The organism is Micromonospora sp. NPDC007271, assembly GCF_040634005.1.
Classification (GTDB): Bacteria; Actinomycetota; Actinomycetes; order Mycobacteriales; family Micromonosporaceae; genus Micromonospora.
Window position 1 is genome coordinate 140,493 of record NZ_JBEYER010000002.1, and the last position, 13,235, is coordinate 153,727.

Below are 13,235 nucleotides of genomic sequence, written 5' to 3' on the forward strand. Positions count from 1 at the left end.
CCGCGTCGCCTGACACGAGCCGCCGGGCCTCCTTCGAACAGGAACGGGGAGTACGAGAGAGATGTTCCAGTGCGGAAGTGATAGCCGTGAGCCGTGAAGCCCTGCTGGCCAGCCTGGCCATGGTGGGGCGGGCGATGCCGCGTACCCCGTTGGTGCAGCTGCGGCACGACCGGCTGAACCTGTTCGCCAAGTTGGAGTACGTCAACCCGAACGGCAGCTCCAAGGACCGCTCGGCCTTCTGGATCCTGAAGCGCGCGGTCGAGCGCGGCGACATCACCGAGCGGACCACCATCGTGGAGTCCTCGTCGGGGAACTTCGCCATCTCGCTCGCCTCGTTCTGCCGCTGGGTCGGGCTGACCTTCGTCCCGGTGATCGACCCGAACGTCAACGCCAGCACCGAGGCGTACCTGCGCCGGCTGTGCGACCGGGTGGAGAAGGTCACCGAGCCGGACGCGACGGGTGGCTACCTCTCCACCCGGCTGAGCCGGGTCGAGGAGCTGCGGGCGGAACTGCCCTCGGTCTACTGGCCCAACCAGTACGCCAACCCGGACGCCCTGGAGGCGCACGACCTGCTCACCGGTGCCGAACTCTGCGCGGACCTGCCCACCATCGACTACCTGTTCGTCGGGGTGAGCACCGGCGGCACCATCGCCGGGCTGTCCACCCGGCTCAAGCGGCTCCGCCCGGACGCCTGGGTGGTCGCGGTCGACGCCGAGGGCTCGGTCGTCTTCGGCGGCCCGCCGGCCAAGCGGCGCCTGCCCGGGCTCGGCTCCAGCATCGTGCCGCCGCTGGTCGGCAAGGCCGGCATCGACGACGTGGTGATCGTGCCCGAGGTGGACGCCGTACGCGGCTGCCACGAGCTGTTCGAGCGGCACGGACTGTACGCCGGCGGGTCGACCGGCAGCGTCTACAGCGCGATCGAGCGGTACTTCGCCGACCACCGGGGACCCCGCCCGACGGTCGCCTTCCTGTGTGCCGACCGAGGCACCGGTTACGCCGACACCGTGTACGACCCGGAGTGGGTCGCCCGGTTCGTCGCCCAACGCGACCGCGGCCAGTCCGTGGCGCTGGTGTGAGAGGACCTGAAACAGCATGACCGAGACGCACCGACCGACCGTCCGGCCGTTCACGGTGGTGACCGCGGCCGAGGTGGCCGCGGCCATCGAGGCCGACCGGGCCGCCTGCCTGGACGCCGTACGCCGCTGCTACCTCACCCACGACGAGGCGGCCACCGCGCTGCCGCACAGCAGCTTCCTGCGCTTCCCGCAGCTGCCCCGGGACCGGATCATCGCCCTGCCCGCCTACCTGGGCGGCGACTTCGAGGTGGCCGGCATCAAGTGGATCGCCAGCTTCCCCGGCAACACCGCGCACGGCATCCCGCGCGCCTCGGCCGTGCTGCTGCTCAACGACCTGGCCACCGGCTACCCGTACGCCTGCCTGGAGTCCTCGCTGATCTCCGCGACCCGGACCGCGGCGTCCGCCGTGCTGGGGGCGGAGGAGTTGGTCGGCGGCCGGCGGGTCGGCAGCGTCGGCTTCATCGGCACCGGCCTGATCGCCGAGCACGTCCGCCGGTTCCTGCGCGACCTGGACTGGGAGATCGGCGAGTACCGGCTGTTCGACCTCGACCCGGCCGCGGCCGACCGGTTCGCCGCCACCGTGCAGGCCGACGGGGTGGGCGCGGTCAAGGTGGTCCCCGAGGCCGCCGACGCCTGCGCCGCCGACCTCGTGGTGCTCGCCACCGTGGCCGGCGAGCCGCACCTGCACGACCCGGCCCTGTTCGCCCACCGCCCGGTGGTGCTGCACCTGTCCCTGCGCGACCTGTCGCCGGAGATCGTGCTCGCCGCCCAGAACGTCACCGACGACGTCGACCACGCGGTCCGCGAACGGACCTCGCTGCACCTGGCCGAACAGCGGGTCGGGCACCGCGACTTCGTCGCCGGCACCCTCGCCGACGTGCTGCGCGGCCGGATCCGCCGAGACCCCGACCGGGCCGCGATCTTCGCGCCCTTCGGCCTCGGGGTGCTCGACCTCGCCGTCGGGGCGTGGGCCTTCGACCGGGTACGCGCCGACGGCGGCGGCCGGCCGATCGCCGACTTCTTCCCGCTGGCGAACTGAGGGGGTGTCACGTGGAGCTGACGATCGAGGCCGAAGGGCTGCGCAAGAGCTACGGCACCCACACCGCGCTGGGCGGGGTGGACCTCGCCGTGCCGGCCGGCACCGTGCTCGGCCTGCTCGGCCCGAACGGGGCCGGCAAGACCACCATGGTGCGGATCCTGTCGACGCTGCTCGCGCCGGACGGCGGCACCGCCCGGGTCTGCGGGCACGACGTGGTCCGGGAACCGCGTGAGGTGCGCCGGCGGGTCGGCCTCACCGGCCAGTACGCGGCCGTGGACGAGCTGCTGACCGGCCGGGAGAACCTCGTCCTGATCGGCGTCCTGCACCACCTCGGCCGCCGGGCGGCCCGCGCCCGGGCCGACGAGCTGCTGGAGCGGTTCCAGCTCACCGACGCCGCCGGCCGGGCCGCCCGCACCTACTCCGGTGGCATGCGGCGCCGGCTCGACCTGGCCGCGAGCCTGGTCGCCGACCCGCCGGTGCTGGTGCTCGACGAGCCCACCACCGGGCTGGACCTCACCAACCGCCGGACCCTGTGGACGATGGTCCGCGAGCAGGTGGCCAACGGCACCACGGTGCTGCTCACCACGCAGTACCTGGAGGAGGCCGACCAGCTCGCGGACCGGATCCTCGTCCTCGACGGCGGGAAGGTGATCGCCGAGGGCACCCCCGACGAGCTGAAGCGCAAGGTCGGTGACGAGCAGCTGCAGATCCGGCTGCGGGACGGCGGGCAGCGGTCCGCGGCCGTGGCCGCCCTCGCCGCCGTCACCGCGCAGCAACCGGTGCTCGACGACGACGTGGCGAGCCTGCGGCTGCCGTTGACCGACGGGCTGGCCGGAATCGCGGCCGTGGCGAGCGCGCTCGACGGCGCCGGCATCGACGTCGAGTCGTTCGCCAGCTGCGCGCCGACCCTGGACGACGTCTTCCTCTCCCTCACCGGGCGGAGCACCGCCGAGAAGCCGGAGGCAGCGGCATGACCACCCTCGCCGTCGAGACCTCGGCCCTGGTGGGCCGCCACCTGCGTCACCTCTCCCGGGTGCCGATGCGGCTGCTCGGCGTGACCGTGATGCCGGTCGCGTACGTGGTGATCTTCGGTTACCTCTTCGGCAGCGTCATCGAGGTCCGGGGCGGCGGCTATCGGGAGTTCCTGATGGCCGGCATCTTCGCCCAGATGATGCTCACCAACCTGCAGCACACCGCGCTCGGCGTGGTCGACGACCTCGGCAACGGCATCGACGACCGGTTCCGCTCGCTGCCGATCGCCGGGCTCGCCGTACCGCTGGCCCGGACCGTGGCCGACCTCACCCGGGTGGTGGTCGCCTGCGTCGCCATGGCGGTGGTGGGCTTCGCGATGGGCTGGCGGACGCACTCCGGTCCGGCGCAGGTGCTCGCCGGCTTCGGGCTGCTGCTGCTGCTCGGCTTCGCCGCCTCCTGGCTCGGGGTCCTGCTCGGGCTGCGGTTGCGCTCTGCCGAGGCGGTCAGCGCCGTGGCGTTCCTCGTCGTCATGCCGATGACGTTCCTGTCCAACGCGTTCATCCCGCTGCACGGGCTGCCCAGCTGGCTGCGGGCGGTGTGCGAGTGGAACCCGCTGTCCGCCGTCGTCGCCGCCTGCCGGGAGCTGTTCGGCAACCCGGGCTCGGCCGGCGACGCCCTGCCGATGCGGCACCCGGTCGCCGCCTCGCTGCTGCTGATCTGCGTCCTGCTGGTGGTCAGCGCGGCGCTGGCCACCCACGCCTACCGGGCCGCCGCCCGGGGGCGCTGACTCCTCCGATCCGCCGGCCGCCTTGCCCCGTCCCCCCGGAGGGGCCGGGCGGCCGGACGGTGAACCCTCCGGTCACCACCGCGCGGCCAGCCGCCCGCGGACCCGTCCGTAGCTGCCGAAAGGACTGCCGTGCCCGACCACGAGGATGCGCACTGCCCGCTGACCACCGCGCAGTTCGGCGTCTGGCTGGGCCAGCGGCTCGACCCGGACAACGCGATCTACAACCTCGCCGAGTACGCCGACCTGACCGGCCCGCTCGACCACGCGGTGTTCGAGGCGGCGCTGCGCCGTACCGTCGCCGACACCGAGGCGCTGCGGATCCGGGTCGAGGAGCCCGCCGAGGGCCAGCCCGTGCTGTCGGTGTCGCCGTCTGTCGACTGGCCGCTGCCGGTGCTCGACCTGCGCGGGGAGACCGACCCGTACTCGGCCGCCCTGGACTGGATGCGCGTCGACGCCGCCCGGCCGGTCGACCCCGGCCGGCCGCCGCTGTTCCGGTACGCGCTGCTGCGCCTTGCCGACGACCGGACCCTGTGGTACCAGTGCTACCACCACCTGGCCCTCGACGGGTACGGCATGGTGCTGGTGGCCCGGCGGGTGGCCGAGGTCTACACCGCGCTCAGCGGCGGCGACGAGCCCGCCCCGGCGTCGTTCGGGCCGCTGCGGGCGCTGGCCGAGGCGGAGGCCGCCTACCGGGCCGGTGACCGGTTCGACCGCGACCGTGCGTACTGGACCGGACGGTTCGCCGACCGGCCCACCCCGGCCAGCCTCGCCGACCGGCAGCCCGGCACCCCGCGCCGGCTGGTCCGGCGTACCGCCGCGCTGGATCCGGCGACGATGGGCCGGCTGCGGGCGGCGGCCCGGGAACACGGGGTCGCCGTGCCGGCCGTGGTGGTGGCCGCGGTGGCGGCCTACTTCCACGGGCTGACCGGCAACGAGGACGTGGTGCTGGCGCTGCCGCTGACCGCCCGGCAGGGCGCGGCGGCCCGGACCACGCCCGGGATGGTCTCCGCGATCGCGCCGCTGCGCCTCGCGGTACGCGCCGACGCCGCCCTCCGGGCGCTGGTCGCCGGCGTCTCCCGGGAACTGCACGACGTGCTGCGCCACCAGCGCTACCGCTTCGAGGACCTGCACCGCGACCTGGGCCTGACCGGCGGCGCGTCGCTGCTCGGTCCGCACGTCAACCTCCTGCTCGACGCCGGCCCCGGCGGGGCCGGGACCGCGTTCGGCGCCGCCACCGGCACCGACCACAACCTCGCCGGCGGGCCGGTCGACGACCTGGCCGTGGTGCTCGACGCCCGGCGCGGCGACACCGACGCCCGGCTGGACCTGGACGCCAACGCCGACCTCTACCCCGACGCGCAGGTCGCCGGGCACGCCGAGCGCCTCGCCGCCTTCCTCGACGCCTTCGCCCGCGTCACCGCCGACGCGCCGGACACCCCGGTCGGCCGGCTCGACCTGGCCGGCGACGCCGAGCGCCGGCTGGTGCTGCACGAGTGGAACGACACGGGCCGGCCGGTGCCGGACCTGCGGCTGCCCGCGCTGATCGAGCGGCAGGTGGCCCGTACCCCGGACGCCCCGGCGGTGACCTGCGGCCCGACCACCCTGACCTACGCCCGGCTCAACGCCGCCGCCAACCGGCTGGCCCGGCTGCTGGTCGCCCGCGGCGCCGGCCCGGAGGGGCTGGTCGCGCTGGCGTTGCCCCGGTCGGCGGAGATGATGGTCGCCCTGCTCGCCGTCCTCAAGGCCGGCGCCGGATACCTGCCGGTCGACCTGCGCTACCCGGCGGACCGGATCGAGTTCATGCTGGCCGACGCGGACCCCCGGCTGGTGCTCACCGTCGGCGGCGCCGGCGACGCCCTGCCGGTACGCGACCCGGACCGGCTGCTGCGCCTCGACGACCCCGCCGTCGCTGCCCTGCTCGCCGAGCAGGACGACACCGACCTGGCCGACGCCGACCGGCTGCGCCCGCTGCGCGGCGCCCACCCGGCGTACGTCATCTACACCTCCGGCTCCACCGGCCGGCCCAAGGGCGTGGTGGTCAGCCACGACAACGCCGTCGACCTGGCCTGCTGGGCGGTCGCCGAGATCGGCCCGGCCGCGCTGTCCCGGGTGCTGGCCAGCACCTCGCTCAACTTCGACGTCTCCGTCTTCGAGATGTTCGGCCCGCTCGCCTGTGGCGGGGAGATCGAGGTGGTCGACGACGTGCTCGCGCTCGCCGAACGGGCCGACGGCTGGACCGGCAGCCTGATCAGCGCCGTGCCCTCGGCGTTCGCGCAGCTGCTGGCCGGCGGCGCGGTCGACGCCCACGCCGACCTGGTGGTGCTCGCCGGTGAGGCGCTGTCGGCCCAGGCGGTGCGGGACATCGACGCCGCGCTGTCCGGCGCCCGGGTGGCGAACATCTACGGCCCGACCGAGGCCACCGTCTACTCCACCGCCTGGTACGGCGGCGACCTCGCCGACGGCGGCACCCCACCGATCGGCCGGCCAACCACCAACACCCGGGTGTACGTGCTGGACAGCGCGCTGCGCCCGGTGCCGCCCGGCACCGTCGGCGAGCTGTACCTGGCCGGTGCCGGCCTGGCCCGCGGCTATCTGAATCGGCCCCGGCTGTCCGCCGAACGCTTCGTCGCCGACCCGTTCGGCCCGCCCGGCGCCCGCATGTACCGCACCGGCGACCTGGTCCGCTGGCGGGCGGACGGCCACCTCGACTACCTCGGGCGGATCGACCACCAGGTCAAGGTGCGCGGCTACCGGATCGAGCTCGGGGAGATCGAGTCGGTGCTGCTGGCGCACCCGGACGTGGCCCAGGCCGCGGTGGTCGCCCGCGCCGACACCGGCGTCACCGCCCAGCTCGTCGGCTACCTGGTGCCGGCCGACACCGCCACCGCACCGGCCCCGGCCCAGCTGCGCGAGCACGTCGCCGCGGCGCTGCCCGAGTACATGGTGCCGGCGGCGTTCGTGCTGCTGGACGCGTTGCCGCTGAACCCGACCGGCAAACTCGACCGCCGCGCCCTGCCCGCCCCGGACTTCGCCGCGGCGGCCGGTGCCGGCCGGGCCGCGGCCGGCCCGCGCGAGGAGCTGCTGGCCCGGCTCTTCGCCGAGGTGCTGGGGCTGCCCGCGGTCGGCGCCGAGGACAGCTTCTTCGACCTCGGCGGGGACAGCATCGTCTCCATCCAGTTGGTCAGTCGGGCGCGGCAGGCCGGGCTGCGGCTCACCCCGCGCGACGTCTTCACCCACCGCACGGTGGCCGCCCTGGCCCGGGTGGCCGGCGAGCTCGGGACGGCCGAGACCGAGGACCCGGACGCTGCGCTCGGGGAACTGCCCCTGCCGCCGATCGTCGACTGGCTGCGCGGCCGGGCGGGGGCCACGTACCCGGTCGACGGCGTCGCGCAGAGCGTCGTCGTGCGTACCCCCGCGGGGCTGCGCGAGGCGGACCTGGCGGCCGGGTTGCAGGCGCTGCTCGACCACCACGACGCCCTGCGGCTGACCCTGCACCGCGACGGCGAGCGGTGGCAGCTGGTGGTCCCGCCCCGGGGCACGGTGTCGGCCGGGGACTGCCTGCGCCGGGTCGCCGCCGGGCCGACCGCCGCGGTCTCCGCCGGGCCGGACACCGGGATCGCCGTCGCCCGCGCCGCCGCGGTGGCGGGACTGCGGCCGGGCGACGGGCAGCTGGTGCGGGCGGTGTGGGGCGACGCCGGAGCGGACCGCCCCGGCTGGCTGGTGCTCGCCGTCCACCACCTCGCCGTCGACGGCGTCTCCTGGCGGATCCTCCTCGACGACCTGGCCACCGCCGTCGCCGCGAGCGCGGCCGGCACGCCGCCCCGGCTGGGCCCGGTGCCCACCTCGTACCGCAGCTGGGCCCGGCTGGTCGAGGAGCGGAGCGGCCCCGCCCGGGCTATCTCCACGAGTGACGCGCCGCTCGGGCGGCGCCCGGTCGGCCCGGACGACACCGAGGCGGCGGCCCGCCGCCGCACGGTGGCGCTGCCGACGGCCCGTACTGAGGCGCTGCTGCGCACCGCACCCCGGTGGCACGCCGGCGTCGACGACCTGCTCCTGACCGCGCTGGCGGTCAGCGTGGCGGACTGGCGCGGCCGCCGCGGCCCCGAGGCCGGTGGCGGTCTGCTGGTCGACGTCGAGGGGCACGGCCGGGACGGCGTGGACGAGGTGGACCTGTCCCGGACCGTCGGCTGGTTCACCCGGCTGGTCTCGGCGCGGCTCGACCTCGGCGACCTCGACCCGGCCGAGGCGTTGGCCGGCGGTCCGGCCGCCGGCCGGGCGGTGAAGCGGATCAAGGAACAGCTGCGCGCCGCGACCGTCGCCGGGTCGCCGGCCGCGCAGATCGGCTTCAACTACCTGGGCCGGCTGGCCGCCGACGACGGCGCCGCCTGGTCGCTGCTCACCGTCGACGGCGAGGTCGCCGCCGGTGGGACGAGTGCGCTGCCGATGGCCCACCCCCTCGACATCAACGCGATGGTGGTGGACGGGCCGGACGGGCCCCGGCTCACCGCCGAGTGGAGCTGGCCCGACGGGGTGCTCACCGACGGCGACGTGCGGGACCTCGCCGACGGCTGGCTCGCCGCGATCGAGGCGATCGCCGATCACGCGACCCGACCGGGCGTCGGTGGCCGTACCCCCTCCGACCTGCCCCTGGTCGAGCTGGACCAGGACGAGGTGGAGCGGCTGGAGCGGCGCTACCCGGCCCTGGCCGACGTGCTGCCGCTCGGCCCGCTCCAGGAGGGGCTGCTCTTCCTCTCCGCCTACGACGAGCAGGCCCCCGACATCTACACCGTGCAGTTCGTCTTCGACCTCGACGGCAAGCTGGACTCCGCGCGGCTGCGTACCGCCGCCCAGGCGCTGCTCGACCGGCACCCGGGGCTGCGCGCCGGCTTCACCCACCGCGACCTGCGTCGCCCGGTGCAGGTGGTGCCGGAGACGGTCGAGGTGGACTGGCGCGAACCGGACCTGACCGGGACGGCAGCCGCCGAGGTGGACGACCGGCTCACCGAACTGCTCGCCGCCGACCGGGCGGAACGCTTCGACCTGACCCGCCCGCCGCTGCTGCGCTTCACCCTGATCCGGCTGCCCGCCGGGCGGTACCGGCTGGTGCTGACCAACCACCACATCCTGCTCGACGGCTGGTCGATGCCGGTGCTCGCCGGGGAACTGTTCGCGCTGTACCGCACGGCCGGCCGGGCCGACGCGCTGCCGCCCGTCACCGACCCGCGGGCGTACCCCGCCTGGCGGGCCCGGCAGGACGTGCCCGCGGCCGAGGCGGCCTGGCGCGACGCGCTCGCCGGCCTGGCCGAGCCGACCCTGGTCGCGCCGGCCGCGGCCGAGCGGGGCCCGGTGCCGCCGGCCAAGCTGCTGCGCGAGCTGCCGGCACCGCTCACCGAGGCCCTCACCGCCACGGCCCGGGCGGCGGGGGTCACCCTCAACACCGTCGTGCAGGGCGCCTGGGCGGTGCTCGTCGGCAGCCTCACCGGCCGCGACGACGTGGTCTTCGGCGCCACCGTCGCCGGCCGCCCGGCCGAGCTGGCCGGTGTGGAGACGATGGTCGGTCTGTTCATCAACACCGTGCCGGTGCGGGTCCGGCTGGACCCGGCCGAGCCGGTCACCGCCGTGCTGGCCGGGCTGCAGGAACGGCAGGCCGCGCTGCAACCGCACCAGCACCTCGGCCTGCCCGACATCCAGCGCCTGGCCGGGCACGGCGAACTCTTCGACACCCTCGTGGTGTTCGAGAACTACCCGGTCGACCCGTCCGTGCTCGACCTGGCCGGCACCGGGCTGACCGTACGCGGGGTGCACGGGCTCGACGCCACCCACTACCCGCTCACCCTGGTGCTGGTCCCCGGCGACCGGCTCGGGCTGCGGCTGGAGTACCGGCCGGACCTGATCGACGAGACCACCGCCGGGGCGCTGCTGGAGCGGACGCACCGCCTGCTGGCCGGCATCGCCGCCGAACCGTCCGCCCCGGTGGGCCGGCTCGACCCGGCCACCCCGGCCGAACGCCGGCGGGTCCTCGTCGAGTGGAACGCCACCCGGCACCCGGTCGATGCGGCCACGCTGCCCGACCTGCTGGCCCGGCAGGTCGCCGCCACGCCGGACGCCACCGCGGTGGTCTTCGATGGGAGCGGCCTGAGCTTCCGGGAGCTGGACGAGGCGAGCAACCGGCTGGCCCGGCTGCTGGTCCGCCGCGGCGTCGGCCCGGAGCGATTCGTCGCCGTGGCGGTGCCCCGCTCGCTGGAGCTGGTCGTCGCCCTGTGGGCGGTGCTCAAGGCCGGCGCGGCGTACCTGCCGGTCGACCCGGACTACCCGGCCGACCGGATCGCCTACCTGCTCGACGACGCCCGCCCGGCGCTGCTGCTCACCACCCGGGCCACCGTCGGGCTGGCCGCCGACCCGGCCACCGCCCTCGTGCTGGACGCCGACGAGGTACGGCGGGCGGCGGCGGAACACTCGCCTGCCGCGCTGACCGACGCCGACCGGCCCGCGCCGCTGCGCCCGGCCAACCCGGCGTACATGATCTACACCTCCGGCTCGACCGGCCGCCCGAAGGGCGTCGTGGTGCCGCACGCGGGCATCGTCAACCGGCTGCTGTGGATGCAGCACGAGTACCGGCTCACCCCGGCCGACCGGGTGCTGCAGAAGACCCCGTCCGGCTTCGACGTGTCGGTCTGGGAGTTCTTCTGGGCCACCGTCGTCGGCGCCACCCTGGTGGTGGCCCGGCCCGAGGGGCACAAGGACCCGGCGTACCTGGCGGAGGTGATCCGCGCCGAGCGGGTCACCACGCTGCACTTCGTACCGTCCATGCTGGCGGCGTTCCTGGCCGAACCGGCCGCCGCCGGCTGCACCGGGCTGCGCCGGGTGATCTGCAGCGGCGAGGCGCTCCCCGCCGACCTGGCCGAGCGCTTCCACGCCACCCTCGACCCCGCCGGCGCGCACGGCGTCGAGCTGCACAACCTGTACGGGCCGACCGAGGCCTCGGTCGACGTGACGTACTGGCCGTGCCGGCCGGGGGAGCGGAGCGTGCCGATCGGCGCGCCGGTGTGGAACACCCGGCTGTACGTGCTGGACGGGTTCCTCCGGCCGGTGCCGCCCGGCGTGGCCGGCGAGCTGTACCTGGCCGGCGTGCAGCTGGCCCGCGGGTACCAGGGCCGGGCCGGGCTCACCGCCCAGCGGTTCGTCGCCGACCCGTTCGCCGCCGCGCTGGCCGCCACCGACCCGTCCGTCACGCCCGGGGAGCGGATGTACCGGACCGGGGACGTGGTGCGCTGGCGCGCCGACGGGGTGCTGGAGTACGTGGGCCGGACCGACCACCAGGTCAAGATCCGCGGCTTCCGGATCGAACTGGGCGAGATCGAGGCGACTATCGCCGAGTACCCGTCGGTGGGGCAGTGCGTGGTCCTCGCCCGGGAGGACCAGCCGGGGGTCAAGCGGCTCGTCGCGTACGTCGTACCGGCCGCCGGCCAGCAGGTCGACGCGGCCGTGCTGCGCGAGCACGTCGCCGGACGGCTGCCGGAGTACATGGTCCCGGCGGCGGTGGTGGCCCTGGACGCCCTGCCGGTGACCGCCAACGGCAAGCTCGACCGGGCCGCGCTGCCGGCACCCGACTTCGCCGAGGTCACCACCGGCGGGCGGGCGCCGTCGACCCCGCGCGAGGAACTGCTCGCCGGCCTCGTCGCCGAGGTGCTCGGCCTGCCCCGGGTGGGCGTCGACGACAGCTTCTTCGACCTCGGCGGCGACAGCATCGTCTCCATCCAGCTGGTCAGCCGGGCGCGGCAGGCCGGGCTGGAGCTCACCCCGCGCGAGGTGTTCACCCACAAGACCGTCGCGGCGCTGGCGGCGGTGGCCCGGGAGGCGGCCGGCAACGCCGAGGTGGACCCCGACGCCGGCATCGGCGAGCTGCCGCTGACCCCGATCGCGCACTGGTGGCTGGACCGGGCCGGCCCGCTGGGCGGGTTCCATCAGTCGGTGGTGGTGCCCGCGCCGGCCGGGCTGACCGCCGAGCGGCTGCGCGGCGCGGTGCAGGCGCTGCTCGACCACCACGACGTGCTGCGGATGCGGCTGGCTGGCCCGGCCGGACAGCGCCGGCTGGTGATCGGCCCGCGCGGCAGCGTGGCCGCCGCCGACCTGATCACCCACGTGCCCACCACCGGTTGCGCCGGGGGCGCCGACGTGCCCGCCGAAGCCGGTGAGCCCGACCTGGCCGCGCTGGCCGAGGCGGCCCGCGCCGAGCTGGACCCGACGGCCGGCCGGATGGTGCGGGTCATCTGGTGCGACGCCGGCACCGAGCCGGGGCAGTTGCTGATCCTGATCCACCACCTGGCCGTCGACGGCGTCTCGTGGCGGATCCTGCTGCCCGACTTGGCCGCCGCCCTCGACGCCGCGCCCGGCACGCCGCCCCGGCTCACCCCGGTCGGCACCTCGCTGCGGGAATGGGCGGAGCACCTGGTCCGGGACGCGCACAGCCCGGCCCGGCTGGCCGAACTGCCACTGTGGACGAAGCTGCTCGACCAGCCGGAGCCGGCCCTGGCCGGGCGCCCGCTCGACCCGGCCTGGGACACCGTCGCCACCCTCGCCGAGCTGCGGGTGGAGCTGCCCGCCGCGCAGACCGAGCCGCTGCTGACCGCCGTACCGGCGCTGTTCCACGCCCGGGTCGACGACGCGCTGCTGACCGCCCTGGCCCTCGCGGTGGCGCACTGGCGGCGGCGGCGCGGACTGGGCGCCGACCCGGCGGTGCTGGTGGACCTGGAGCGGCACGGCCGCGCCGACGACGTACCGGGGATGGATCTGTCCCGCACCGTCGGCTGGTTCACGAGCCTGGCTCCAGTCCGCCTCGATCCCGGCACGGTGGAGTGGGACCAGGTGCGCAACGGCGGCCCGGCCGTCGGAACCGCACTCAAGCGGGTCAAGGAGCAGCTGCGGGCCGCGCCCGACGACGGCCTCGGTTACGGCCTGCTGCGACACCTGAACAGCGAGACCGCGCACGTGCTGGCGGACCTGGCCGAGCCGCAGATCATGTTCAACCACCTGGGCCGGCTGGGCGGGTCCGCCGGGCGGATCGGCGGCGGGGCGGACCCGGAGCAGCCGGTGGCGTACCCGATCGAGGTCACGAGCTGGACCGTGGACGGCCCCGACGGGCCGCGATTCACCGCGGTGTGGCGGTGGCCGGCCGGGCTGCTCGACGCGGGCGACGTCCGTCAGCTCACCGACGACTGGCGGGCGGCCCTGGACGGCATCGTGGCGTACGCCGCGGCCGGCGGGACCGGCGGGCACACCCCGTCCGACCTGACGCTGGCCTCGCTGTCCCAGGACGAGATCGACGAGTTCGAGGACGAACTGGAAGCGGAGTGGAGTTAAC

Annotated in this window: 5 protein-coding genes; all 5 read left to right on the forward strand. The window is 75.7% G+C overall.

Annotated features, from left to right (window positions below):
- Positions 1 to 86 precede the first annotated feature (86 nt).
- On the forward strand, positions 87 to 1,076 hold the full coding sequence (gene sbnA / locus ABZ570_RS01710) for a 2,3-diaminopropionate biosynthesis protein SbnA (protein WP_358055633.1): 990 nt from the start codon (positions 87 to 89) through the stop codon (positions 1,074 to 1,076).
- Positions 1,077 to 1,092: 16 nt separating this feature from the next.
- Positions 1,093 to 2,115 carry a 2,3-diaminopropionate biosynthesis protein SbnB gene (sbnB, locus tag ABZ570_RS01715; RefSeq protein WP_358055636.1) on the forward strand — a complete coding sequence of 341 codons (1,023 nt, stop codon included), beginning with the start codon at positions 1,093 to 1,095 and terminating at the stop codon, positions 2,113 to 2,115.
- Between the two features lie 11 nt (positions 2,116 to 2,126).
- On the forward strand, positions 2,127 to 3,089 hold the full coding sequence (locus tag ABZ570_RS01720) for an ATP-binding cassette domain-containing protein (RefSeq protein ID WP_358055639.1): 963 nt from the start codon (positions 2,127 to 2,129) through the stop codon (positions 3,087 to 3,089).
- Positions 3,086 to 3,874 carry an ABC transporter permease gene (locus ABZ570_RS01725; RefSeq protein WP_358055641.1) on the forward strand — a complete coding sequence of 263 codons (789 nt, stop codon included), beginning with the start codon at positions 3,086 to 3,088 and terminating at the stop codon, positions 3,872 to 3,874. The genes ABZ570_RS01720 and ABZ570_RS01725 overlap by 4 nt, the downstream gene beginning before the upstream one ends.
- 129 nt (positions 3,875 to 4,003) lie before the next feature.
- Positions 4,004 to 13,234, forward strand: a complete 9,231-nt coding sequence (locus tag ABZ570_RS01730) for an amino acid adenylation domain-containing protein (protein ID WP_358055643.1) — start codon at positions 4,004 to 4,006, stop codon at positions 13,232 to 13,234.
- The last annotated feature ends 1 nt before the right edge of the window (position 13,235 follow it).

What these genes read in the sequence shown, in the direction of transcription:
- sbnB (WP_358055636.1), top strand. Translation starts at nt 1,093, where the DNA reads ATGACCGAGACGCACCGACCGACCGTCCGGCCGTTCACGGTGGTGACC.
- ABZ570_RS01725 (WP_358055641.1), top strand. Translation starts at nt 3,086, where the DNA reads ATGACCACCCTCGCCGTCGAGACCTCGGCCCTGGTGGGCCGCCACCTG.